Source organism: Streptomyces sp. SCSIO 30461, assembly GCF_037023745.1.
Taxonomy (GTDB): Bacteria; Actinomycetota; Actinomycetes; order Streptomycetales; family Streptomycetaceae; genus Streptomyces.
In genome coordinates this window covers 369,267-393,277 of record NZ_CP146101.1, presented here as the reverse complement: position 1 = coordinate 393,277, position 24,011 = coordinate 369,267, and the positions used below count along the sequence as shown (strand labels likewise).

Annotated in this window: 21 protein-coding genes and 1 pseudogene; 15 read left to right on the top strand and 7 right to left on the bottom strand. The window is 69.7% G+C overall.

Going from position 1 to position 24,011, the window contains the following annotated elements; all coding sequences use genetic code 11:
- Position 1 precedes the first annotated feature (1 nt).
- On the bottom strand, positions 2–1,447 hold the full coding sequence (locus V1460_RS01850) for a carph-isopro domain-containing protein (RefSeq protein ID WP_338677859.1): 1,446 nt from the start codon (positions 1,445–1,447) through the stop codon (positions 2–4).
- A gap of 205 nt (positions 1,448–1,652) precedes the next feature.
- On the opposite strand from V1460_RS01850, the gene V1460_RS01845 reads away from it, so the two are divergent.
- The 9 genes from V1460_RS01845 to V1460_RS01805 are packed head-to-tail and all read left to right on the top strand — an operon-like array spanning position 1,653 to position 10,908.
- The gene (locus tag V1460_RS01845; RefSeq protein ID WP_338671713.1) at positions 1,653–2,195 is read left to right on the top strand and encodes an ATP-binding protein; all 543 of its coding nucleotides are present in this window, start codon (positions 1,653–1,655) and stop codon (positions 2,193–2,195) included.
- Positions 2,196–2,221: 26 nt separating this feature from the next.
- Positions 2,222–3,532 (top strand): glycosyltransferase family 4 protein, encoded by a 1,311-nt coding sequence (locus V1460_RS01840; protein ID WP_338671712.1) that lies wholly within the window; start codon positions 2,222–2,224, stop codon positions 3,530–3,532.
- The gene (locus tag V1460_RS01835) at positions 3,529–4,527 is read left to right on the top strand and encodes a D-2-hydroxyacid dehydrogenase (RefSeq protein ID WP_338671711.1); all 999 of its coding nucleotides are present in this window, start codon (positions 3,529–3,531) and stop codon (positions 4,525–4,527) included. Before V1460_RS01840 ends, V1460_RS01835 begins: the two co-directional genes overlap by 4 nt.
- Before the next feature lie 3 nt (positions 4,528–4,530).
- On the top strand, positions 4,531–5,640 hold the full coding sequence (locus tag V1460_RS01830) for a GTP 3',8-cyclase MoaA (RefSeq protein WP_338671710.1): 1,110 nt from the start codon (positions 4,531–4,533) through the stop codon (positions 5,638–5,640).
- Positions 5,640–6,758: a hypothetical protein gene (locus V1460_RS01825; RefSeq protein ID WP_338671709.1), complete on the top strand. Its 1,119-nt coding sequence runs from the start codon at positions 5,640–5,642 to the stop codon at positions 6,756–6,758. Before V1460_RS01830 ends, V1460_RS01825 begins: the two co-directional genes overlap by 1 nt.
- 16 nt (positions 6,759–6,774) lie before the next feature.
- A complete protein-coding gene (locus tag V1460_RS01820; protein WP_338671707.1) occupies positions 6,775–7,572 on the top strand; it encodes a radical SAM protein in 798 nt (265 codons plus the stop codon).
- A gap of 23 nt (positions 7,573–7,595) precedes the next feature.
- Positions 7,596–9,305 (top strand): carbamoyltransferase C-terminal domain-containing protein, encoded by a 1,710-nt coding sequence (locus V1460_RS01815; RefSeq protein ID WP_338671705.1) that lies wholly within the window; start codon positions 7,596–7,598, stop codon positions 9,303–9,305.
- Positions 9,306–9,310: 5 nt separating this feature from the next.
- Positions 9,311–9,925, top strand: a complete 615-nt coding sequence (locus V1460_RS01810) for an HD domain-containing protein (RefSeq protein ID WP_338671704.1) — start codon at positions 9,311–9,313, stop codon at positions 9,923–9,925.
- The gene (locus V1460_RS01805) at positions 9,922–10,908 is read left to right on the top strand and encodes a glycosyltransferase (RefSeq protein WP_338671703.1); all 987 of its coding nucleotides are present in this window, start codon (positions 9,922–9,924) and stop codon (positions 10,906–10,908) included. The genes V1460_RS01810 and V1460_RS01805 overlap by 4 nt, the downstream gene beginning before the upstream one ends.
- Positions 10,909–10,915: 7 nt before the next feature.
- Here the strand turns inward: V1460_RS01805 and gltX are convergent, their stop codons facing one another.
- Positions 10,916–12,292, bottom strand: a complete 1,377-nt coding sequence (gene gltX, locus V1460_RS01800; protein WP_338677858.1) for a glutamate--tRNA ligase — start codon at positions 12,290–12,292, stop codon at positions 10,916–10,918.
- A gap of 133 nt (positions 12,293–12,425) precedes the next feature.
- The gene (locus V1460_RS01795; protein ID WP_338671702.1) at positions 12,426–13,130 is read right to left on the bottom strand and encodes a restriction endonuclease; all 705 of its coding nucleotides are present in this window, start codon (positions 13,128–13,130) and stop codon (positions 12,426–12,428) included.
- Positions 13,131–13,386: 256 nt separating this feature from the next.
- Here V1460_RS01795 and V1460_RS01790 point away from each other — a divergent pair, with 256 nt between their 5' ends.
- Together V1460_RS01790 and V1460_RS01785 are read left to right on the top strand one after the other, a co-directional pair.
- Positions 13,387–14,751: a Shedu anti-phage system protein SduA domain-containing protein gene (locus V1460_RS01790; protein WP_338671701.1), complete on the top strand. Its 1,365-nt coding sequence runs from the start codon at positions 13,387–13,389 to the stop codon at positions 14,749–14,751.
- A 412-nt stretch (positions 14,752–15,163) separates the two neighbouring features.
- Positions 15,164–16,123: a phosphorothioated DNA-binding restriction endonuclease gene (locus tag V1460_RS01785; protein ID WP_338671700.1), complete on the top strand. Its 960-nt coding sequence runs from the start codon at positions 15,164–15,166 to the stop codon at positions 16,121–16,123.
- Here the strand turns inward: V1460_RS01785 and V1460_RS01780 are convergent.
- The 3 genes from V1460_RS01780 to V1460_RS01770 form a co-directional block, all read right to left on the bottom strand.
- Positions 16,098–16,526, bottom strand: a complete 429-nt coding sequence (locus V1460_RS01780; protein WP_338671699.1) for a type II toxin-antitoxin system VapC family toxin — start codon at positions 16,524–16,526, stop codon at positions 16,098–16,100. The two genes, V1460_RS01785 and V1460_RS01780, sit on opposite strands and share 26 nt — an antisense overlap.
- Complete coding sequence (locus tag V1460_RS01775) at positions 16,523–16,798, bottom strand: hypothetical protein (RefSeq protein ID WP_338671698.1); 276 nt, start codon at positions 16,796–16,798, stop codon at positions 16,523–16,525. The genes V1460_RS01780 and V1460_RS01775 overlap by 4 nt, the downstream gene beginning before the upstream one ends.
- 497 nt (positions 16,799–17,295) lie before the next feature.
- Positions 17,296–18,555, bottom strand: a complete 1,260-nt coding sequence (locus V1460_RS01770; protein ID WP_338671697.1) for a hypothetical protein — start codon at positions 18,553–18,555, stop codon at positions 17,296–17,298.
- 275 nt (positions 18,556–18,830) lie between these two features.
- Between V1460_RS01770 and V1460_RS01765 the strand changes: the two genes are divergently transcribed.
- Complete coding sequence (locus V1460_RS01765) at positions 18,831–20,180, top strand: IS110 family transposase (RefSeq protein WP_338671540.1); 1,350 nt, start codon at positions 18,831–18,833, stop codon at positions 20,178–20,180.
- Positions 20,181–20,809: 629 nt separating this feature from the next.
- Here the strand turns inward: V1460_RS01765 and V1460_RS01760 are convergent.
- Positions 20,810–21,415 (bottom strand): annotated as a pseudogene (locus V1460_RS01760) (2OG-Fe(II) oxygenase); the annotation flags it as partial.
- 229 nt (positions 21,416–21,644) lie between these two features.
- Here V1460_RS01760 and V1460_RS01755 point away from each other — a divergent pair.
- From V1460_RS01755 to V1460_RS36205, 3 genes are all read left to right on the top strand, one after another.
- Positions 21,645–22,373 (top strand): hypothetical protein, encoded by a 729-nt coding sequence (locus tag V1460_RS01755; RefSeq protein WP_338671696.1) that lies wholly within the window; start codon positions 21,645–21,647, stop codon positions 22,371–22,373.
- The gene (locus V1460_RS01750) at positions 22,370–23,686 is read left to right on the top strand and encodes a helicase-associated domain-containing protein (protein ID WP_338671695.1); all 1,317 of its coding nucleotides are present in this window, start codon (positions 22,370–22,372) and stop codon (positions 23,684–23,686) included. Before V1460_RS01755 ends, V1460_RS01750 begins: the two co-directional genes overlap by 4 nt.
- 115 nt (positions 23,687–23,801) lie before the next feature.
- Positions 23,802–24,005, top strand: coding sequence for a hypothetical protein (locus tag V1460_RS36205; protein WP_407077380.1), 204 nt, complete (start codon positions 23,802–23,804; stop codon positions 24,003–24,005).
- Positions 24,006–24,011 lie beyond the last annotated feature (6 nt).

The following is a 24,011-nucleotide window of genomic DNA, read 5'->3' as shown; positions in this document are numbered from 1 at the left end:
CCTAACGGCCAGGTGGCTTCGACGGGGCGTGTTCGGCGAGGGCATGCTCCAGGGATGGCAGGAAGCTGCGCACGTGGGCGTTGCGCTGTCGGCGGCGCAGGTCTGCGGCGAGCTGGTGGAGCAGGGCCGCGCTGCGAGGCGAGCGCACGACGTCGAGGCGGTCAGCGACGATCTGGCCGACCTCGCAGGCGGCCTCCAGGTCTCCGTGGGCGCTGTGGCCTAGGGCCAGCCAGGCGCCTTCGAACATGGCCCTGCGTTGACTGGGGTCGCCTCGCGGGACGTCGTACGCCCCTGAGCGGAGCATCTCCGCACCCTGGGCGAGGAAGCGCCGTCCCTTCGTGCCGCCGTCCGCTTTCTGCTGGGCACAGCCCATCTGGATAAGACCGTAACCAGCCTGGCAGTCCAGGTGGTTGTCGGTGAGGAAATACATCCAGCGGGGCTCTTCTTGGCTGCCGTCCCGGCTGGCGATCAGCTCGCGGGCAGCCCCGCGGGTGTGGGTGAAGTCGTTGTCGCGGCCGGCGGCGGCGTACGCGTACGCGAGCCGGGACAGGACGGATGCCCGTACGGCTGGCGGGGCGGCGTCGCTGGCGCGGCGGGCGGCCTCGCCCAGGGCGATGGCGTCCGCAGGGTGGCCCCGGCTCGCCGCCTGGAAGGAGAGGTCGCCGAGGATGTGGGCGCACAGGGGCAGATCGTTGACCTGGTGCGCTGCCCGCAGTGCCGTGGCGAAGTAGCGCTGCGCCAGACCGTGATCGGCGGCGTCGAATGCCATCCAGCCAGCCAGCTGGCCGATCTCCGCGAGCGCGCGGATCAGGCGGCTCACGGCGGCGGGAGAGTGACCGCCTTCGCGAATCAACAGCCCGACGGCACGGAACTGGGCACCCACGTAGGGGAGATGACGCGCCCCTCCGTGCTCATCGTCGAGCGCGGAAAGCATGGGTAGGTGCTGTTCCACCTGGTCCACGAGCGGATCGGTACCCGGCGGCGACGCAATCCGGGGCGCGTACTGGCCGCGCCCTGCCGTGCCGTCCAGGTACTGGGCGACGACCGCGAGGAGCCCCGCGCCCGAGATCGCGAGGAATCGACGGCGGTCGACGAGCCCTCCCATCACCCAGTTCTCCACGATCGCCTCCATGCCCTGCACGGTCCAAGGCCGTGCGAGATCCGTATCGGCCGGCACGAGCGCCGAGGAGTCGCCCACGCGGCCCTGCCAGAGTTCGGCCACCGAGACAGATCTACCCAGTTCCTGGGAGAGCACGTAGGCGGCCATCATCGGTAACGGGGAGCGCGGCAAGGATCCGGCGTCCCTCCAGTGGTACGGCGCCGACTCGGCCACCGTCCCCGCTCCGAACACCCTGTTGAGTTTGCGAGCGAGCGCCTTCGGGCTCCACCCGAGCTCGTCGAGGCACCCCGCCAGGACGGCGTTGGGTTCCCCTGCCTGCGGTGCCACGTGCGACCACCCCTGCCCCAGTGGATCGTCCATCACTTCTCGCGCTTCCTCATGGTGACGCCCTCGGGCGGCTGATTCACCTCCTCCTCAAGGAAGTTGACCGAGTTGACCCGTTGATCGGGTCCTGCGCGACCAGCCTCCTCCGGTGTTCTTGGATCCGGGCGGCAGGCGCCGCCTTGGATGCCGACGGAGAAAGAGGTGGGCCTTGAGACACCACACGAGCACCTCCCGAGGCCGCCTGGGCAGTGCACTTGACCACGGCACCGGGCGTCCGGCCTGCGTCCCCGGACACGGGCACACCGACCGCGACGGCACGACCACGCTGATCACGGATCTGCCGTACGGGCCGAAGGCGGCCGAGGTGGCCCGGGAAGCCGTGTCGGTCGCACTGCACGGCAGCGAGGAGGACCTCCTCGACGACGCCCGCCTCATCGGGTCGGAACTCGCGACTAACGCGTTCGCTTCGGGCAGCCCGCCCCTGGTCCTGTGCGTCGACCGCAGGTGTCCGACCGCCGGCGGCCTGGAGGTCGAGATCACTGTCACCGACGGCGGCTGCTCTCACTCCCTACCCGCCTCTCTCCCGGCTTCTGAGGAGGAGGCCGAATCGGGACGGGGGCTGGTCATCGTCGGCGCCGTGGCGGACGCCTGGTCGCTGACGACCGGCGCCCACGGCACCCGCGCCTGGTGCCGGCTCACCCGCGGGGTCCGCTCTTCGACCGCCAGCACCTTAAGCCCACTCCCGCGATAACCCGTCTTCGAAGGAGGCACCACACGGTGCGCATCGACCATGCGACTCCACCACCCCCGCCCACGGCCATACCGGAGGCGGTCCGCCGGCCCCGTGTCGTCGTCGCCCTCCACGAGGGCTTCTACGGCGCGGCGTCGGGCACCGGCTTCAGCAACCGTGCCTTCCTCACGGCGCTGGCTCGCCAGCTGCCGCAGGGCCGCCTCTCCGTGATCACCTCACACGTTCCGGAGGGCGGGGGAGCCCACGACCGGCGGTGGGCCAGCGAGGTCCAGCAGATGCTGCGGCACGCCGAGGCCGACGTCATCACGATCCCGGAGGTCCAAGCGGCGCCGGACTCGATCCACGGCTCCGTGCAGCTGTGCGACTTGGCGGGCGAGGCGGCCGTACGCATCGCCGACCACGCGAGCCGGTGCCTTCTCATCGGCCTCGACATCCCGTTCCTCGGGCTGGCCCCCTACACGTCGCCGACCACGGACCTGCTGCTCATACCCCGCTCCACGACGGCGCTGACGCGGCCCAAGGACATGTCCCGAGTCCGCTGGGAGCGGGACGCCCTGCGGGCGGCGACCGTCCGAGGCGGGCGGATCGGCGCCATCTCCTCCCATATGCGGGGCCACCTCGTCGTCAGCTACGCCGTTCCTCGGGGAAGCATCGTGAGCGTCCCGAACGGGCTGATCCAGGAGGAGATGGCCCGGCCGACGAGCGCGCCGCCCCTGCCCTTCAAGGCTCGCGCCGGATTCCTTCTCGCCATGGGCCGTGCCGTGCCGACGAAGGGCTTCGACGACCTTCTGGAGGCGTTGCACCTCCTCAAGGAGCGCGGAGTCCGCGCCCCGCACCTGGTCCTGGCGGCCGTGACCTCGGACGAACACGAGCGCCCTACCTCGCACCAGGAGGACCTGGCGGCTCGCATCCGCGCGTACCGCCTAGACGCGACGCTGATCACGCGCTTCACCCCCACGATCCGCGCCTGGCTGCACAACCCAGCCCTGCGCGCCGTCGTCGTTCCTTCCCGAGAGGAGCCCTTCGGTCGCATCCCCCTGGAGGCGTTCGCAGCTGGAGCAGGCCCGGTGGTGGCAACCACGGCCGGCGGGCTGGCCCAGACCGTCGTCGAGGGCGAGACCGGCTTCACCGCCGCGCCACGCGACGCCAGGTCTCTGGCCTCCGCGCTCCACCGCGCCCTGACCGTCCTGCCCCGCGAACGCGACCGGCTCCGGAGCGCCGGGGCGGCCCTGGTGCGCTCGCGTCACGACTACGAGACCAGCATCGGTTCCGTCATCGAGCGCATCGCCCCTTGGGCTCTCGCGCAAGCGTCCAGCGCGGGGGGCCGAGCGGGATGAACCGGCCGACGGTGTTGATCAGCCTGGAGTCCCCGCACTCCTTTTGGCGGTTGTCCGCCGAACACGAGCGTTCCCTGCGTGCCGCCTTCCCCGGTGTCGAGTTCCGCACGGCGACCGAGGAGGCCGTGCCGCACCGCCTGGCTGAGGCGCACGTCTATTTCGGCTGGATGTTCAAGCCGTCGTGGCTGTTCGGGGCGCCTCACCTGAGGTGGATCGCCTCTCCGGCCGCCGGCACCGACCATCTGCCCGTCGCCGAGGCCCACTCGGTCGGGGTGGCTCTGACTCGCTCGTACGGGTTCCACGGCAGGCCCATGGCCGAGCACGCCATGGGGATGGTCCTGGGCTTCTCACGCGGGCTGTTCATGAGCCAGCTCGCCCAGCGGAACCGGACCTGGTGGAAGGACGACCTGGCCGAGGAGTTCTTCGACCTGGCAGGGGCGACGATCACCATCGTCGGCTGCGGCAGTATCGGCGGACACCTCGCTCGTGCGGCCCGCTCCTTCGGGATGGATGTCATCGGCGTACGGCGGACGCCGCCGATGGCCGCCGATGGCGGGATCACATGGATGCACACGTCGGCGGTGCACAAGGCGGTCGCCGTCGCCGACGTGGTGGTCGATCTGCTGCCCGCCAACCGGGCCACGGACCGGTTCTTCGACCACGACCTCTTCACGGCGTTCAAGCCGAAGTCCGTCTTCCTCAACCTCGGCCGCGCGGCGACCGTCGACCAGGCAGCCCTCCTGGCCACCCTCAACGCCGGCCACCTTCGCGGCGCCGCCCTGGACGTCTTCGACCCGAAACCGCTGCCCGCCCGCCATCCCCTGCGACTCCACCCCCGGGTCGTCCTCACCCCGAAGAGTTCCACGCTCAGCCGCACGTACATGAACGAGGCGGTCACGTTCTTCGCCGACAACCTGCGCCGCTACCTCACCGACCAGCCGCTCAACGGCCTGGCCGAGGTACCCGTTGCCCGCTCTCCCTTCGTAGGAGGCTGACCGATGCCCACCACGCGCCACCACGACCTCGCCGCCGCCTTCGCCGCGACCGGCCGCAACCACCCCTACCTGGCCTTCACCCTGAACTCGCTCTGCAACCTGGACTGCGTGTTCTGCAAGCCGCGTTGTATGCCGGACTACGGGCACAAAGAACGTCCGCTGACCGTCTCCGATTACGCGGCCATCGCCGCCGAGGCCGGCGCCTGGAAGATCAGGAAGGCGCACTGCTCCGGCGGGGAGCCGACCCTCCGGGCGGACATCCTCGACGTGATCGCGGGCCTGGCCGACGGCCTCGGGGCCGACGCCGCGATCGGCATGACCAGCCACGGCAACCTGCGCCGTGGTCTGAGCGTCCGGAAGCTCCACAGCGCCGGCCTGACGTACCTCAACCTCAGCCTGCACAGCCTCGACCCCGACCGGTCCGCCGAGATCATGGGCGGCGGCGACCCTCGCATCACCCGGCGCACCCTCGACACCGCCCTCGCTCTCGGCCTGCGCGTGAAGATCAACTGTGTTCTCCAGCGCACCTACCTGGATGACGCCTTCGCCGTGGCCGAGCTCGCCCGCGAACTGCCCATCGCCGTCCGGCTGATCGAACTCCAGAACATCGGCCCCGCCCAGGCGCTCTTCGACACCGAGTTCATCAACGAGGCCGAGGTCCGCGCCCGCCTCCACGAGTGGTTCGCGAACGCCGGCGAGGTCCGCAGGGACGAGCTCGGGGTCCGCAGCCCCGGGCAGTACCTCCGCCCGGACGGCTGGGCGGGCTCGATCGGCTTCATCTCCAACTCCAGCTGCGCCACCTGCTCCGACGCCAACCGCATCAAGATCACACCCACGGGCGTGGCCCGCCCCTGCATCCTCCACAACCGCGACATCCCTCTGAAGCCCCACCTGGCCGACGGCACCCTCGGCGACGCCTTCGCCCACCTCTTCCAGGCCATGCTCGACCGCAACACCAACGACGCCTGGCAGGGCTTCCACTACGTCGACTACGACCTGCGCTGGGATCGGATGGAACGCCCCGAAGGCACCCCAGTCCTGCCCCTGCTCCCCCTTCTCACCACGAACGAGGCGCAGCCCGCCTGCGCCCGCGCGTCCACCGGGGAGCGGTGATGTCGGTGGTCGAAGCGCCGCCCCTCTACTCGGGGCTCGGAGCGCTGTACGAACGCGAGCTGGACGCCCACGGAGTCGGCGCGGTGATGCTCACCCACAAGTGGCAGCCGGCCGACCTGCTGGCTCCCCACTCCGATATCGACGTACGGGTCCTCCTCCCCCAGGCCCCGGCGGACTGGGAGGAGTGGAACCACCGCCTGGCCGCCGCGCACACCGCCGCAGTCGGCCGGGACGTCTCCCATCGGCGTCTCCTGGAGCATCCGCCCGGCTTCGCGTTCACCGTGGCCGAGGCGGACGGGCGGCTCGTCTCCGCGCCCGAGCTCGCGACCTGGTCGTTGATCAGCGGGAGTACGCGGGACTTCCAGCGTTGGAAGTCCCGGGCCCAGATGGCGCCGTGGTGCGAGGTCGACGAGCGGTTCTACCGGGGCATCCTCCAGGGGCGGCTGGGCGGCCGGTACCAGCTGGCGACGGACAGTACAGACAACGTGGTGGAGGACATCGCCGCGTACCGGCGCCACTGCGTGGCCTGGCACTACCTCGCCCCGTGCTGGTTCGCCGCCGCCGCGCTCGCGACACGGACCCGCTGCCCCGGCAAGACGGCCGCACTCACACAGTGGCGGCCGGCCGGGCTGGACGGGTACGCCGAGCTGTTCCTCGGGGACGCTGGCAACCGACCCGATGCCCGTCCTCGAAGTCCGCGTCACCTGCTCCGCATGGCCCATGTCGCCCTGGAGGCGGCGATGCGCCGCGTTCCCGACGCGGCCAGCACTGCCAGCAAGCTCGAGGAGCAGGCCCGTACCGACTGGGTGATGACCGCCGGGATGCTCCGTGTCCGCGTCGCCCGCTGGCTGTACTACCTCGCCCCGCCGCCCGGCGTGGCAACCAACTACCTGATCCGGCGCGAGGCAAAGGAACTCCGAGCCGCCGCGCGGACCCTGAACGCGCTCGCAGCGGAGGAAGCCACTCCCGCCCAGCGGCTGGCTGCCCGGATGGCGACGCTGATCCCCACCGAACCGACCACCGCCGGCACCCTGCGCGCAACCCTCGCGCTCTGGCACCGGCAGAAGTCCACCGTCCAGGACTTCCTCAGCCTCACCCCTGCCGACGTCCACCCCTGACCCAAGGAGTCCAGCCATGCCCGCGCGTGCGCCCCTGCCCCGCGCCCTGAAAACGGCCAAGATCAAGATCACGACGAAGTGCAACCGGTCCTGCGACTTCTGCATCTTCGCCGACGGCGCCCAGGGCGAGAACATGTCCATGGAGCTGTTCTCCACCATCCTGACCCGGCTGGAGACCATCCCCTTCCAGCAGCTGCACATCAACGGCGGCGAGCCCACCGTCCACCGGGACTTCCCCGCCCTCAGCGAGACGGCCCGCACCCGCCTGCCGGACAAGGTCATGGTCCTGGGCACGAACGCCATCACCCTGGCCCGCAACAAACGGATCATGGAGGCCACTCTCCGCTCGTACGACCAGGTCCTCATCGGCTGCGACGACGAGCACGAGAACTACGACGAGGTACACGCCGTCGTCCCCCGCCTTCGCGAGGCCGGCAAGACCGTGGTCATCAACAGCGTTCTGGAAGGCATCAGTTCCACCCGTCTCGCGCAGCTCGCGAGGCTGTGCGACAGGTACGGCGCCATCCACGTCACCAACCACGTGCACCACGTCGACGTCGGCCAGCCGGCGAACGAACTGCGCGGCATGTGCGACCGCTACCTCGACCAGCACCTGATGATCGAGATGGACGGATCCTGCTACCGCTGCTTCAACGCCATGGCGAAGGACGACAGCGAATTCAGCATCTGGGACGAGGACTTCGCGGCCAAGGTATTCGCGCCCCGAAGCCACCACTTCCGGTTCTGCCTGCGCTGCCACGAGTACACCGACTCCGGCGCCGCCCTCCTCCCCGCCCCGGCCCTCACCGTCTGACCCCAAACCGGAGGTACACCACCATGCCCGCAGTCCTCGGACTGAACTTCCACCACGACACCAGCGCCGCCTTACTCGTCGACGGCCGCCTCTACGCGGCCGAAGAGGAACGCTGGAGCGGCGTCAAGCACAACCACCCCACCCGCAAGGGCACGCTCACCGCCCCGACCCGCGCGCTTCAGTGGTGCCTGGAGGCCGCCGGCCTCGAACCGCAGGACATCGACGCCGTCTGGGCCGCCTCCATGCGCCCCAACCCCGCCGCCGGCTGGTGGTTGGCCGAGGAGCGAGACGAACTCGCCGCCCTCCTGCCCGCCCCGCTCGGCGAACACCTCCGTCTTCTCTCCCACCACACGGCCCACGTGCTCTCCGGCTACCTGCTCTCCGGCCACGAGAACGCGGCGGGCCTCGTCATCGACGCCGGCGGCTCTTCTCTCGGCTCCGACTTCGGCCCTGGCCGGGAACGCATCACCGGGTACGACCTGCGACCCGATCGCATCGACCGCCTCCACCAGGGCATGCCGACCGTCGTCCCCAGCCCGGCCGGCCCCCGGCGCGTCCACTCCTCCCTCGGGCACTTCTACCGGAACCTCGCCCGGCGGGTGATCCCGCCCGGCGACGAGCCCGAGGGCAGCATGATGGCGCTCGCGGCCTTCGGCGATCCCCAGCGCTACGGAGCGCAGATCCGCGAGCTGGTCCGGCTCGGCGACGACGGCGGGGTCCGCATCAATCACCCCTGGGGCTCGGCGGACAGCAGCACACCGCTGCTGCTCGGCGGCCGTGCCTGGACCGCCGACAACGTCGCCGAGCAGCCGAAACACAAGCGGGCTGACCTGGCCGCCGCCGTCCAGGAGGTCTTCGCCGAATCCGTCGTCCACATCGCCCGCCACCTGCAACGGCTCACCAGAGCCTCGACGTTGGTGTTCTCCGGCGGGTGCGCCCTGAACTCCCACCTCAACGGCCATCTGGCAGCCGACAGCGGCTTCGATACCCTCTTCGTGGCACCGGCCCCGCACGACGCGGGCACGGCCGTGGGTGCCGCGCTCTACGGCTGGCACTACCAGCTCGGGCAGGAGCGCCTCCCGGTGCCGACCGACGCGGCCTGGGGCCCGCACCCGGGCGCGGTGCCGGCGGTGCCGACCGGATACCGCCCCCTGGCCGGCCTCGGGACCTCACTGGCACCTACGGTGGGCGCGCTGCTCGCCGAACACCGCATTGTCGGCTGGGTGCAGGGACAACTCGAATTCGGGCCGCGAGCCCTCGGCCATCGCTCGATCCTCGCCCACCCCGGCCACGCCGCCACGCGCGACCGGCTCAACGCCATCAAGAAGCGAGCCACGTACCGCCCCTTCGCGCCGGCTGTCCTCGCCGAGCACGCCACGGAGTGGCTCATGTCGGCGGGCGACCCCTTCATGAACCGTGTCGCCCGCGTCCGCCGATGCCGAGCGGACCGCATCGCCGCGGTCACCCACCACGACGGCACGGCCCGAGTCCAGTCCGTCGCCCCCGACCACCAGGGCCTGCACGAACTCCTGGAGCAGTTCCACGAGCGCACCGGACTGCCGCTGCTGTTGAACACCTCCTTCAACCGCAAGGGCACCCCGATCCTGCGGACCGCCGAGCAGGCCGTGGCAGCGGCGGCAGACCTCGGCCTCGACGCCCTGGCGGTCGGCGACACCCTGCTCCTCGCCGACCACGTGCCCGACCCCCGTGCCACGGCCCTCCGTACGAAGTGAGGCGGATGAACCCCATCGACCTGGACCACGTCCTGACCACCCTCGGCGCCGCCGCGTGGAGCACGGACGAGCAGTCCCGCGCCCGCGTCGCCGGCGCCCTCGCCCTCACCGTCTACGACAGCCGCACCCGCGACCAGGGCACCCCGTACCTGGAACACCCGCTGGCCGTCGTCACGCTCTTGCGCGCCGAGATCAGGGTCAGCCACCCCGAGGCCCTGCTCCTCGCCCTCCTCCACGACGCCCTGGAGGTGGCTCCCGAATCGGAGGCGCTGCTCGTCCAGCACCTCGGCGCCCCGTTCACCAACCGCCTGCGTGCGATGACGGCCGACCACCGCCTCGAAGAGCGCCCCAAGGCCGTCGGCGACGAAACCGGGTGGCGCTTCAAGCAGGCCGCGCTCCCGTCCGAGGACCTCCTCGTCCGGCTCGCCGACCGCCTCCACAACCTGCGCGATCTATCCGCCTCACCCAACGTCGACAGGCGCCGACGGTTCCTCCGGAGCCTGAAGGACTTCTACCTCCCGCTCGCCGAAGCCGCTCGCGGCCTCAGCCCCCAGCTGGAGGCCATGCGCGCGCTGCTCCACGCCGAGTACGTCCAACAGCAACAGGAGGTACGTCCGTGAAGCGGGTCGTCTACTCGATGGAGCCGGTCGGCCGGACCGGCGGCCGGGTCTACCTGCGGATGCTCCACGAGGCGACGGCCGACGACGTGGAGTGGCGCACGGTCCCGGACCTCAAGCGCACCTACCGCGTCCGCCGCTGGCGCAAGCTCCGCCACCTCGCCCGCCTGTCCCCGACCATCCGGGCACTCGACGGCACCAGCGGCACCTTCGTGTGGGACGACCTGAGCCTGCTGCTCTTCACGCCGGAAATGCGGGCCCGCACGGTGTTTCTCTTCCACCACTACGAGCCCTTGCAGCACGACTCCGCTCCCGTCGAGGCCATGCTCTGGGAGCACCTGTTCCGCGTACTGCCCCAGTGCGCCGCCGTGGTCTGCGTCGCCCCGTACTGGGCCGACTTCCTTCAGGCCCGAGGCGTCCGCAACGTCCGGGTGATCTACAACGCCTTCGACATGACGGAGGTCGAGCGGACCCGTGGCTTCGACCGGACCGAGTGCCGCGCAGAGTTCGGTCTGTCGCCGGACGTGATCGGGGTGTACGCGGGCAAGGCTGTGCACTGGAAGGGCACCGAGGAGGTCTCGGCGGCCCTGGCCGACGCGCCCGGGCTGCGGGTGATCACCAGCGGCAGCAACACCATCGGCTTCGACGGTGCCCACTTCGACGTCGACCGTGAGCAGTACCTGCGGCTGCTGTGCGCGTGCGATGTTGGCGTCTTCCTCCCCCAGATGCGGGAGGGCTGGAGCCGCTGCGCGGCCGAGGCCCTGCTGCTCGGCCTGCCCTGCCTGATCCGCCCGGTGGCCGGCCTGGGCGACCTCGCCGCGCTGACCAGCCAGCCGACCCCGGACCTCGGGCGCCTGCCAACACAGGTCCGTGAACGCGCTGCCGTGCGCCAGACCGAGGCCAAGGCCGCGTACGAGGCCCTGGCCCGGTTCGATCTGAACTACTTCGGCCACGCCTGGGGCGACCTTCTCACGAAGGTCGCCTGACCGACGGCTACGCCTGCGCGGCGGCCAGCTTCTTGGCCGCCGCGTCCAGACGGGCCAGCACACGGTCCCGTCCGAGCAGCTCCATGGACTCGAACAGCGGGAGTCCGATCGTCCGGCCGGTGACCGCGACGCGGATGGGCGCCTGGGCCTTGCCCAGCTTGAGGCCGTGCTTCTCGCCGACGGCGAGCAGAACGGCCTTCAGGTCGTCAGCCTTCCAGTCCGCGACGGTGGCCAGTTCGGCACGGGCGTCGGACAGGATGTCGCCAGCACCCGCCTTCATCGCCTTGTTCCACGACGCCTCGTCCTCGACCGGCTCGTCGAGGAACAGGAAGTCCACGTAGCTGGTGATCTCCGACAGCAGCGCCAGTCGGGTCTGAGCCAGCGGGGCCGCCACCTCGAAGAGGTCCTTGTCGAACGCCTCCGGGGCCCACGGCGCGTACGGGGCGACGAGCCACGGCGCGCAGGCGTTGGCGAACTGCTCCGGGGACAGCGCGCGGATGTAGTCGCCGTTGAACGCCGTCAGCTTCTTCACGTCGAAGAAGGCCGGCGCCGTGTTGACGTCCTCGATCCGGAAGAGCTGCTCCAGCTCCTCGTACGGGAGGATCTCCTGGTCGTCACCCGGGCCCCAGCCCAGGAGCATGAGGTAGTTCACCATCGCCTCGGGCAGGAAGCCCTCGGCGAGGTAGTCCTCCAGCGCGACCTTGTCACGGCGCTTGGACAGCTTCTGCCGCTTCTCGTTCACGATCACCGGCAGGTGCGCCCACACCGGCGGCTTCGCGCCGAGCGCCTCCCACAGCAGCTGCTGCTTCGGCGTGTTCGACAGGTGCTCCTCGCCACGGATGACCTGCGTGATGCCCTCGTCCAGGTCGTCGACGACGTTGGCGATCAGGAAGACCGGGGACCCGTCACCACGGGCGATCACGAAGTCCTCGATTGCGCTGTTCGGAAACGCCGGCTCCCCACGGACCAGGTCGACCACGACGGTCTCGCCCTCGTCCGGCGTCCGGAACCGCAGCGCCCGGCCTTCCTCGAAGGCCAGCCCCCGCTCCCGGCAGAACCCGTCGTACCCGAGGTGATCCGAACCCGTGCGCTCCTTCAGCTGCTCCCGGGTGCAGTCGCAGTAGTACGCCCGCCCGGCCGCGAAGAGGTGCTGGGCCGCTTCCCGGTGCCGGTCGGCGTTGTGCGACTGGAAGTACGGCCCCTCGAAGGCCGCGTCCTCGCCGTGGATGCCGATCGCCGCGAGCGCGTTGATGATCCCGTCGATCCACTCCGGCTTGTTCCGGGCCGCGTCGGTGTCCTCGATCCGCAGGACGAACGTGCCGCCGGACTGTCGCGCCACAGCCCAGTTGTAGAGAGCGGACCGTGCACCACCGACATGGAACATGCCGGTCGGGGACGGGGCGAAACGAACGCGAACCGGGGCAGTAGACATGCGCTCCAGAGTACCGACGCCGGACACCCGCCCCGGACCACTCCGCCTACCCCCGCACCATCGTCTTCCGGCCGTCCTCGCCCCTCTACTCGTACGTCTCCTTCCACCGCTCCCGGTGCCGCCGGTCTCCCTGCCCCAGGCCGTTCACCGCACCGAGCGACAGCAGCGAGGCACCGTTATTCCACAGCCCGAGGTGATCTCGATGGACGGCGAGTATGTCGTTCTCCGTGGCGAACTTCTCAGCCGGCCGGCTGAAGTGTGTCGTGGCCACGAAGATCGCCACGTCGACATTGAAGTGCACCCTGGCGCCGAGCAGATCCCGGACCTCCCGGCTGGGGATCTTGCTTTTGGGCGTGTATCGCTTGCACTGGATCACCATGCTTCGCCCGTCGGGAAGGGACCCCAGCACGTCGGCTCCGTTGTCGTGCGAGCCGCCGACCCTCCGCACATCGGTGCACCCGTCTCGCCGGCACAGTTCCACGACGAAGTCCTCGAACTCCGTCCCCGTCATCGCGTCGACCTCAGCCAGCGTGCGATGCCCAGCCTTCACGGCCTCGTCATGCCGCCACTGCCGATCACCGCCTCTGATGAACCGATCGGTGCGCCACAACCACAACCCAGCGCCGGAGACGCCACCGAGAACGAGCGCACCGACGAGATAGGGCCAGATGACGTTCCAGAAGGCCACCAGGAGGACGACGCTCACGCCCCCGGCGATGACGCCGCCGCGGAGCCGCTGCTCTCGCCGCTTCCGAGCTGCTGGTCCTCGCCGCTTCCGCGCTGCTGCCATGGCGCCCCCTCCCTTGTCCAAAGCAGCAGTTTCGGGAAGCGGGAGGCCGGCGAGAAGGGCGCAGTTCGGCCAGTGGCTGGTCTCGTTTGCCTGGGCCTTTGTCTGGAGGACGCCGACGGAGACACGACACATTCGAGTCGTACGTGTATCAGGCCGCCGAAGGGGAGCCACGTGGAGGTCGGCTGTCACACCCTCCCGATAGCCTCAATGAGAAGCTTTGACCAACGCTGGGTGGGGGTGACCGACCGTGGAGTCGGTGAGGGAAGCAGTCAAGAACTACTGGCTTCAGCGCCATTCCGACGACACTGGCACGCCACCTATGGTTCGTGCGACACGATGGGAAAACGTCATCCTTGCCGTGGCGGATGAACTTGCCGCGCGCGGCATTGACCGAGATTGGATCCACGTCGGGCGCGATGCAACCCTGCCGGGTGCATATGGAGTGGGCCGATCGGCGTGGGACCTTGCCGTGGTCAAGGATGGCGTTCCTTTCGCTGCGATTGCCGTAAAGGGCCTTGGCGGACCCTCGTACGGCAACAACTACAACAATCGGATCGCAGAACTAACGTCGATCGCTTTCGATGTGCGCAGACAATACGGAAGTCCGGAGTTGACCGGGTTCCAGCCTTACCTGGGGCTCTTCTTCGTTCTCCAGGAAGGAAAGGGTGCCAACCTTCCCGTCCGCAAGCCGCAGGGTGATTCTTACGTCAGGATCGGCGATGGGTTGTCGTACAAGGAGCGCCTGGGAGAGACCTTCTCACAGTTCCAGAAAGATGGCCTGTATGACGGAGTCTGCTACGTCTCTGTCGAACCTGAGCAGGGCGCAAGCGTAAACGAGCCTTACTCCGATATGTCCATCGAGACACTTATCGACACCCTCCTGGCGAGGGTGGAATCGCTTGTCGCGCTCAATGGGGCCGCTGGGCTCACGTCCGTCACTTTCGGCGAGATGCTGTCGAAGCGTATTGACATTGACGAGGTCCTGACCGGGCTAACCTCAACGCCCGCTGGTTTGTTTGCGGCCGAGGCGGCGGTTATTCGCAGGCGGCGAGCGCTACTGGGAGACCTGCGCAAACTCGCCATCGCTGAGGGAACCAACGAGACGGCAATGCACAAGGCCATGTCCGGTCAGCACTGGATCTTCGGCGGCCAGTACATCGGTGTCGCCGCAAGGCGGGATCTAATGAATCTACATCAGCACGATATCCCTCTGATTTCAGCCGACCGAAGTCTCAATATCATCGAACTCAAGGGCCCCGAGGCGCCACTGGTTCGACGACCGCGTGAAAACCACCTCATCCTCTCCGGTGCCGTCAACGAAGCCGTCGGCCAGTGCATGAACTACCTGCGCACCCTCGACGAAATGGGTGCGGCTCTCGGCACCCTCCACCGCAACGATTTGAATCTTGACTACGACTATCGACGCGCTCGCGCCACGGTCGTGATCGGCTACCCCGAGCGAACGGACGTTGCGACTCGCGAGCAGATCGACCAGACGATCAGGACCTACAACGCCCACCTGTCTCGGATCCAGGTCTTGACGTATGCCGACCTGCTGGATGCCGCCGAGCGGGCTCTCGCCTTCGAGGAGGACAGTCGGGTGAGCGGCGAAGAGGCGTAGCCCCGAACCGACACAGGCTTCTGCCCCGGGTCAGGGCGATCGTCTGGTTGCAGTTCTGGTTGCATTCACCCCTGTCCGGGCCCGTCCGGACGGGCCCGGCCTGAACGCTCCGCCGCAGGTCAGGACGGGTACGGCCCCCGCCGGACCCTCGTACGAACATTTGGAAAGCGTGTTGGGGGCAACCCCTCACGAGTTCGAATCTCGTATCCTCCGCAGCCGCCTGAACAGGCGTAACGAAGACCCCGGACCGCTCCAGCGGCCGGGGTCTTCGTCGTGTGCCCGGTCTCAGTTTTGGTCTCATTTATTTCGGACATTTGCCCACGAATCCCTATAGCGTCCTCGGCCGGGCGCCAGCACATGCCCGTGACGGGCCCAGGCTGACGTTCAGTGGGGCGCAACTACGATCGCCGGCATGGACTGGCTGGAGCGGACCGCGACATTGCGTCAGTGGACCAAGAACGGGGCACGCGCTCCCCACAAGCCGCTGCTCTTCCTGTACGCCCTCGGCCGGTTCCAGCAGGATGCAGACAGCGGGCTGTTCTACAGCGCGGTGGAGGAGGACCTGAAGCGGCTGCTGGCCGAGTACGGTCCGCCCAACAGGACGACGCCCGCCTACCCGTTCCACCATCTGGCCAGCGACGGGGTGTGGGAGGTGCGCACCGACCGCGGTTCCGGCAGTCCTGGGAGCGTGGTGCGGGAGCTGCGGGCAACCAGGGCTGTCGGGCGGCTGGCGCCGGAGCTGCGGGCGGCACTGCGGCGGGAGCCGTCGCTGCTGGGTCGGATGGCGCGCGTACTGCTCGACCACCACTTCCCACCCTCCGTGCACAGCGAGCTGTGCGAAGCGATCGGACTGGAGCTGGAGTCGACGGAGACCGGGCGGCTTCCGTCAGCGCGACGGCAGAGGGACCGGCGGATGCGGGAGCTGGTGCTGACGGCTTACGAGTACCAGTGCGCCTTCTGCGGCTACGACGGGCGGATCGGGGCAGTACCGGTCGGACTGGAGGCCGCGCACGTGCGTTGGTGGGCGTTCGGCGGACCCGACGAAATCGACAACGGCTTGTGCCTGTGTTCGCTGCACCACAAGCTCTTCGACAAGGGCGTCCTCGGTGTCGGCGACGGCCACCGAATCCTCGTCTCGCAGCGCTTCGTCGGGCGCAGCCCCGCTGCCCGCGAGCACGTCATAGCACTCGCGGGCCGTCCACTCATCGGCCCGCAGCTGGGCGTCCGCCCCGTGGCGGCGCACCACCGCTCTTGGCACACCAGCCAGGTCTTCCACGGCGCCCCGCGCCCGTACGCAGATCCTCCACAGAGTGGATCTGGCGAGGGCTCGCGCATCCGCCCGCCGGTCAACCCCCGTACTCCCACGGGTTGAGCAAGAGTGCGCCAGTCCGGGCCAGGTGCTTGATGTTGCGGCTCACCAGGGTCCACCCGTTCGCGAGGGCAGTGGCGGCGATCAGCGCATCCGGCGGATCGATGCTGGTTCCGGCGCTCTTCAGCGTCCGATGAAGGGCGAGGTACGCGAGGGCCTCCTGTTCCCCGATGGCCGCGATCCGGTCGCTGTAGTCAGAGCGGATACCGTCGAGCGCCCCCTCGAAAGCGGCACGCCGTACCAGGTCCGGTGTCTGAGCGATGCCGGCCTCGATCTCCGCGATCGTGATGACACTCAGGTAGAGGCCGGTAGACGGAACCGAACGGGCCCAGGCCACAACAGCCGGAGCCGGCTTCGGCCGGGTGGTGATCTCAGAGACGACGTTGGTGTCGAGCAGATAGATCACTCGCCGCCCGCCGCATCGTCGTAGGAACGCTGCCCGAACTCCAGGCCCTCGAACGGGGCCGACTCAAGCCGATCAAGAAATCCGTCACTACCGAGGGTGGCCCAGCGGTGAAGCATTTCCGGAAGGGCGTCGATGTCTGTGTCGGCGAGCTCGGCGTCGAAGTGCCCGAGCTGCCGCTCGGGCAAGGACTCCCGGATCTCCCGAATAGTCCGCAGCGGATGCGGATCTTCAGGCCGACGGGGCGGCAGCGGGAGGTTCGGGGCAGTACTCATGATCGGCTCCTCCACGAAGCGGTCCGCGGGCCCATACCTGAGGACAAGCCTAGGCTGACCAGCCGTCCCACAGGGTGGATCCCGTCGAACCCAGGCCGCCTGGTCTCAGTTCTGGTCTCATTCGCCTACGTCCGGGCCCGTCCGGACGAGTCCGCACCGAGCGCTCCGCCGCAGGTCAGGACACCCACGACCACAACCGGACGGGCGTACGAACATTTGGAAAGCGTGTTGGGGGCAACCCCTCACGAGTTCGAATCTCGTATCCTCCGCAGCCGCCTGACCAGGCGAAACGAGGAGCCGAGCCGCAATTGCGGCTCGGCTCCTCGTCATGCACTGGTTGCAGTTTTGGTTGCATTTATAGGCGACATTCGGAACATATCAACCGACAGGCAGGCGCACGTCCCGCGACTCCCGGCGGGCGGTCGGCACCGACTCGCACGGCAAAGGTCCTATGGAACTTGGCGGTGGACGTCCCGGCGATTGCCGACGGTCAGGACTCACACGGACTCGCTGAAAGTCCAGGGCGTCCCCGGCATCGGCGCCGCCTTGGGCGGGGAGTTCCTTGCGGCCTTCGCCGGCGTCGCGCCCGCGTCTCGTGTCTCGTGTCTCGGCCTCGTGTCGACTCCGGCCTCGCCGGAAAGGTCCCATGTCGAGGCCAGCCAGGCCAGGTCGGCTCCGGCCTGACGGCGGGTCGCCCGCTCGCGCGTGAACAGCTCCTCGGTCTTCGTCAGCACCAGCGTGTACGGGCGTCCTTGCCTCCTGGTCACATGGCTTACGGGCAGCTCGGCCGTGTCGATCCTGCTGTGCACGTGCCGCCGCCCGTCCTTCGCCAGCGGCCACTCCAGCGTCCGCCGCGACCGGGAGCCGAGAAACTCGCCCAGGCCGCCACACAACTCACAGCCACACCCGGTCCACGCCACCGACCAGTCGTCCGCGGCGCGTGGCGCCCGGCGCGCGAGCGTGCCGAGCCGGTCCCCGCACTCCCGTGCCACCGCCGCGAGGCCGGACGTCCGGGGCTCGCCCTCCGTCTGTTCCCGCACCGCGCGGCGCAGCATCGGCAGCAGGCACTCAAGGACCGTGTCCTGGTAGGAACGCAACGCTGCCATGATCCGGCCGCGCAGCTTCGCGTCAGCCGCTTCCAGGATGCGCAGTAGCGGCAGGCTCAGCCGCTCCAATCGCGCGCGGCGGATCTCGGCCGGCCCGGTTTCGATCCACAGCCGCAGCTCACCGTCCACCTGGGTCCAGGCCCCGGTCAACAGCAGCTGGGCCGCCGCCGGGCTCCGGGCGGAGCGCAGCGCCGCGCACAGCTGAGGAAGCCGCTCGGTCCAGTCGTACCGGTGCTCCTCGAAGCGGTTCCGCGCGCCGCCGAACCAGCCCTCGGTGACCTGGCCCAGCCACGGGACGCCGTACCGCTTCGCCACCGCGGCCAGGTCGTCCGCGTGTTCCGGAGTGAGCGCGTCGATCCGGAACGGCTCAAGGAGCATCGCGGCGGTCCCGGGCGCCTGAAGGCCCTCGGCCACCCGCAGCGCGCTCCCCAGCTGCCCGGGCTGTAGACCACTGCCCTTCCAGAACGGCGCGAGGGACTCGGCCGCGGCGCGTGCGCCGTCCCGGTCACCCGTGGTGATACGGGCCTGCAGTTCCTCGAGTGCCCACCGCGATCCGGCCTCGCCGCGCGCCGCGAAGGCCCGCTCCCGTGGCCACACCACGACCGCGGCCCGCCGGTACCAGCGGTCCAGTGTGTTGCCGTAGTTGCCCATGTAGCCCTCGTACTGGGAGTCATAGGGCTTCAGGTCAGCCCTTCTGGTCCCTGTCGGGGAACGCCTTGCCGGCGTGAAAACATGATCGCGGCGCCCGCTCGCCGACTCCGGTTGCTCGTTGGGACACCAAGCCCGTAGGTCAGTCTGGTGCAGGGGCCGCTGCGGGGCCTTGCCTTGTTGCCGTAGAGCACGCCGGTCAGATTTCGTCTTCCCCGTGGCCCCTTGGGGCGGGCGCCGCCTGTACGAACGGAACGAGGGGGAAGGGGCACGCGCCCGTGGCGGAGACGGATGCCGAGGAGAGCGAGCAGGGACCGGAGCTGGTGGAGCGGGTCGCGGCGATCGATATCGCCAAGGCATCCGGGATGGTGTGCACCCGGGTGCCGCACGAGGACAAGCCCGGCCGGAGAGTACAGCGTGTGTGGCACGTGGCCGCGACCAGCGGCGCCATCCTGGATCTCGCGGACCACCTGATATGCCAGGGCGTCACCCGGGTGGTCATGGAAGCGACCTCGACGTACTGGAAGCCGTTCTTCTTTCTCCTGGAGGCGCGGGGGCTTGAATGCTGGCTGGTCAACGCGCGTGACGTGAAGAACGTGCCTGGCCGCCCGAAGACCGACAGGCTCGATGCGGTGTGGCTGGCCAAGCTCGCCGAACGCGGCATGCTCAGAGCCTCGTTCGTGCCGCCAAAGCCGGTGCGGGAGCTGCGGGACCTGACCCGTTCCCGCGCGGTCCTCACCCACGAGCGCACCCGGCACAAGCAGCGCGCGGAGAAGCTCCTGGAGGACGCGCAGATCAAGCTGTCCTCGGTGATCTCCGACATCTTCGGCGTCTCCGGCCGCGCGATGCTCGAGGCGCTGATCGCGGGCGAACGCAGCCCCAGGGCCCTGGCCGACCTGGCACACGGCACCATCAAAGCCAGCCCCCAGGCCCTTCAAGAGGCACTGGCGGGCGGGTTCGAGGAACACCACGCGTTCATGCTGCGGATGCTGCTGGACACCGTCGACTACCTCACCATGCAGATCGACAAGCTCACCGCCCGCATCACCACCCGTCTCACCGAGCTGTCCACGACCCACGACGACAGGGACGGTGACAGGGACGACGACCGGCCCGGTCAGGGCATGCTGATGCCGCTGACCGACGTCGAGCGCCTGGACGAGATCCCCGGGGTGGGACCGGCCACCGCCCAGGTCATCCTCGCCGAGATCGGCACCGACATGAGCGTGTTCCCCACCGCCGACCACCTGGCCTCCTGGGCCCGCCTATCCCCACGCACCTTCCAGTCCGGCCCGAAGAACACCTCCGGACCCGCCGGCAAAGGCAACCCCTGGCTGCGCGGAGCACTCGGCGAAGCCGCCATCTCCGCCGCCCGCACCGACACCTTCCTCGGCGCCCGCTACCGCCGCATCGTCAAACGCCGAGGCCACCTCAAAGCACTGGTCGCCGTCGCCCGCTCCATCCTGGTCACGGTCTGGCACCTCCTGAACGACCCCACCGCCCGCTACCGCGACCTCGGCCCCGACTGGCACACCAAGAACCTCGATCCCGCCCGCAAGACCCGCGACCTCGTCCGCCAGCTCACCGCCCTCGGCCACGACGTCACCCTCACCCCGGCAGGCGCCTGACACACCACCGCACCGCCCCTCAACCCCGTCGGCACAGCCCCAGGGGCCACATCGCCATGCCCGTCGAACCCCCGAGTTTTCCGGTCAGCACTCGGGGTGCTGGCGCAGCTCTCGTAGTCGCGGACGTAGAGCGAGATCTCCTCGCCGTCGGCGCCGTCCGGACCGGTCCACCAGCCGAGGGTGATCTCGTCGTCGACCAGCTCGCCCAGCTCGTAGTCCTCGTCGGCACCCGCGCCGTCGACCGCAGCTGCTTCCTCCCCCTCTTCCTCTCCCTCCTCCTCGTCGTAGACGTAGTCGTCCCAGGGGTCGTATCCGGCCGGAGTGGCGTCCCAGGTCTCCTTTACCTCGGCGAGGGCCAGTACCGTCTCGCACCCCGCCTGGGCGGCCGCGGCGCGCAGCAGCGCGGCACGCTCCGCGTCGGCGCCCTTGAGCCGGTCCCAGCCGAGACCCCGCTGCGTGTATTCGTGATCGAGCAGGTAGACGAGACGACGGGGCGGATCGGGGTACGGGCCGCCGTAGCGCGGCCTGGCCGGTGCGTCGAAGTGCTGCTTCAGGCAGTGCGCCATGTCGTCGAGCGGACCGGACTCCTGCTCCGGGGCCCCTCGCTCGGCCAGCAGGTTGAACGTGAGGGTCACCCGGTAGCCGCTCCTGACCGGTGTCACCTCGTGCGGGCAGTCGGCGTAGAAGGCCACCAGGCTCAACTCCGTCCTCGACGCACGGTAGGTCCGGCTCTGCCCGGCGTGCCCGATGACCAGCTCGCCGCCGGTGTGGGCCGAGGGCAGTGACAGCACCAGCGAGCCCACCATGGCATCGTCCTTCTCCGAGTCCTGGTGAGGGAGGAAGAACTGCCCCTTGCCGTACACGAGGAGCGCGTGCGGCTCGGCCCTCAGCCGGGTCGACGCGGGCAGCCCGAGCTCGTCCCGGAAGTACTCCAGCGCGCCGTCGAGCAGCGTCGGCCAGGCCGGGCCGCCCAGCGTGACCTGGTCCGGCCGGATCTGCCACGTGTCGCGCACACTGCTGTCGCTCAGAGTGTCCTCCCCCCGGCCGAACAGCGCCGGACGCGCCACCGCGATCAGCTTCTTCACCTGCGGCGCGCGCAGCGGCAGACGCACCGGTCCGACCCCGGCCACCTCAAGGCCGACACCGTCCGCCGGTGCTTCGAGCCAGGCACTGAACTCCGCCCCCTTGGACCCGCCGAGCAGCACGCCCAGCCGCTCCCTCGCGCTCCTGGCCATCACTGCGCCCTCCCTGTTCCCGCGGCCGTGCCGCCTCGACCCGACTCTACGGAGCGGCGGGACCGCGGGTGGCCGTCTCACCCGTACGGGAACGCCTTGCCCCGCGCGGACGGGCGGGGCCGGGAAACGCCGACTCGGGCCTGCGTGCCCACGCACGTCCCCCATCCGGGGACAACGGGAACAGCCGACCCCCGCACCTGACGCCCCGGCGCTGCGGAACAATGGCCCCGTGAACGACGACGATGCTCAACTGCTGTCCCAGGTACGGTCGCTGCGGGAGAAGGGCAGCGGACCGAAGCAGATCGCACGGGCCCTCGGGCTGAAACCGGCCCGGGCCAGCGCGCTGGTGCGCCAGGTGGCCCACGAACAGCAGAGCACGGCCGCACCGGCCGCGCGCCCGGTGGTGGGCTGCTGGGTGGGCGCCGGCTGGAGCACGGACCTGGAGCTGTCCGCGGCCCCCGACTGGGCGCACGCAGACGACGAGGGCGCCGGGGATCCCGGGGTCGCCGGTTTCGCCCAGGTCCTGATCGCCCGCCAGGAGCGCGCCAGCCGGGTCACCGTCTGCGGGTTCCTCGTCGACGTCTACTGCCTCGGCGTCAAGGACACCGTCGGCCCGCAGGTGATGGGCGGAGGATCACTGGACGCCTACGTACGCGACTACTACCGGGCGTTCGACCGACCTCCGCTGCGGATCGGCCTGGAGCAGGCGCAGAGCATCGTGCACGGTGGGGTGGCCTACGCGCGCGCCCTCGGCTTCGAGCCCGCGCCGGACTTCGCGCAGGTCTCCGTACACCTCGGTGAGCCCGGCCCGGCGGCCCCGCAGGTCGGCTTCGGCCGCCAGGGCAAGCCGTTCTACATCAACGGCCCACGCGACGACGCCCGGAAGATCGTACGGACGCTGGAGCGCACCCGCGGCGCCGGCAACTACGACTACGTCGTGGGTACGGGGCCGCTGTGACCGGCGACCACGACGGGCGTCAGGTGCGCACGACCGAGCACGAGGCACAGGCCGATCTGCGGGCTGTGCTCCAGTTGTGCGCGGTGGGCCGACTGCGCTGCAGCGAGAAGACACTCCGGCCGTCCGCGGCGACGGTCAAGACGGTCGCGGAAGCGCTCAGCAGCGGCGACTTCTACGCCGAGGAACCCATCGCCTCCTTCGCCTGGCCGCTGCTGCTCCAGGCCGGCGGACTCGCCGAACTCGCTTCCGGCAAACTCGCACTGACCGCACGCGGCAGGGCGGCGCTGACCAAACCGGCCCACGACACGCTCGCCCTGCTGTGGCGGCGCTGGCTCAGCCACGGTGTGATCGACGAGTTCTCCCGCGTCGAAGCGATCAAGGGCCAACGCGCGGCGAACGTCCTCACCGCCGTCAAGCCGCGCCGGGCCCAGGTCGGCAAGGCCCTGGCCGCCTGCGCATCCGGTGAGTGGACCGATGTCGACACACTCTTCCGCACCATGCGCGAGGCTGGTCACGATCCCGGGATCGCCCGCACCGAGCGCGCCCTGTGGAAGCTCTACCTGGAGGACCCCGAGTACGGCAGCCTCGGCTACGACGGGTTCCACGACTGGGAACTCCTCCAGGGCCGCTACACCCTCGCCGTGCTCTTCGAGTACGCCGCCGTCCTCGGCCTGATCGATGTGGACTACCGGCCGCCAGTGGGCGCCCGCGACGACTACCGCGACAACTGGGGCGCCGACTGGACCGACTGCATCAGCCGCTACGACGGCCTCCTCGCCTTCCGCCTCAACCCGCTCGGCGCCTACACCACCGGGCAGGCCGCCACCTACCTCCCCGCCCCCGCACCGGCCGACACCGTCCCGAAGAGTTCTGGCGGTCTGAAGGTGCTCCCCAACCACGACGTGGTGGCCCTTGACGGACTCACCCCCGCCGAGACCCTCCTCCTCGACGCCTTCGCCGAGCGCACCGGCGACCGCGTGTGGGCCCTGACCTCCGCCTCGCTGCTCGCCGCCGTCGGCTCAGGCCGCGACCTCGCCGAACTCCGTCACCATCTGGAGGCCGGCGCCGCTCCGCTCCCGCAGACGGTCACCACCCTGCTGGCCGACGCCGCCCGCCGCGTCGGCCAGGTCCGTGACACCGGGCCGGTGCACCTCGTCGAGTGCGCGGACCCCGCCGTCGCGGCCCTCCTCGCCACCGACCGCCGCACCCGTACCCACTGCACCCGTCTCGGCGAACGACACCTCACCGTCCCCCTCGACAAGCTCCCCGCCTTCCGTAAGTCCGCCCTCGCACAGGGCTACCCCGTCGGCTGACACACGCCTTCGACGCCAGTCCGGCCATCACGTTCGAGTACGTCGCCACCTCTGGCAACCGGACCGCACGCGCCCTCAGCCACCTCGTGCTCGACCCGCTCTGACCCAAAGCGTGGTGACCGTCAACACCGATCTTCGCGAAGTGCTGGAGAGCCGGCGTCTTGCCCTGGCTCTCGCCCGGCTGCCAGCCGCGGCCGGGAACGGCGCATTCGATCTGGAACTGTTCGAGAACAAGGGGAGAGCTACCGCCGAGAAGACACAGCACCCGTCCAGCAAGCTGTCAGCCCGCTTGAATCGGCCTGGAGCGCATTCCCGGTGAAGGTCC

Bases quoted from the DNA above. Each gene is read 5' to 3' on its own strand.
- V1460_RS01835 (WP_338671711.1), top strand. From the start codon at position 3,529: ATGAACCGGCCGACGGTGTTGATCAGCCTGGAGTCCCCGCACTCCTTT.
- V1460_RS01830 (WP_338671710.1), top strand. From the start codon at position 4,531: ATGCCCACCACGCGCCACCACGACCTCGCCGCCGCCTTCGCCGCGACC.
- V1460_RS01825 (WP_338671709.1), top strand. From the start codon at position 5,640: ATGTCGGTGGTCGAAGCGCCGCCCCTCTACTCGGGGCTCGGAGCGCTG.
- V1460_RS01820 (WP_338671707.1), top strand. From the start codon at position 6,775: ATGCCCGCGCGTGCGCCCCTGCCCCGCGCCCTGAAAACGGCCAAGATC.
- V1460_RS01815 (WP_338671705.1), top strand. From the start codon at position 7,596: ATGCCCGCAGTCCTCGGACTGAACTTCCACCACGACACCAGCGCCGCC.
- V1460_RS01810 (WP_338671704.1), top strand. From the start codon at position 9,311: ATGAACCCCATCGACCTGGACCACGTCCTGACCACCCTCGGCGCCGCC.
- gltX (WP_338677858.1), bottom strand. From the start codon at position 12,292: ATGTTCCATGTCGGTGGTGCACGGTCCGCTCTCTACAACTGGGCTGTG.
- V1460_RS01795 (WP_338671702.1), bottom strand. From the start codon at position 13,130: ATGGCAGCAGCGCGGAAGCGGCGAGGACCAGCAGCTCGGAAGCGGCGA.
- V1460_RS01785 (WP_338671700.1), top strand. From the start codon at position 15,164: ATGGACTGGCTGGAGCGGACCGCGACATTGCGTCAGTGGACCAAGAAC.
- V1460_RS01775 (WP_338671698.1), bottom strand. From the start codon at position 16,798: ATGAGTACTGCCCCGAACCTCCCGCTGCCGCCCCGTCGGCCTGAAGAT.
- V1460_RS01770 (WP_338671697.1), bottom strand. From the start codon at position 18,555: ATGGGCAACTACGGCAACACACTGGACCGCTGGTACCGGCGGGCCGCG.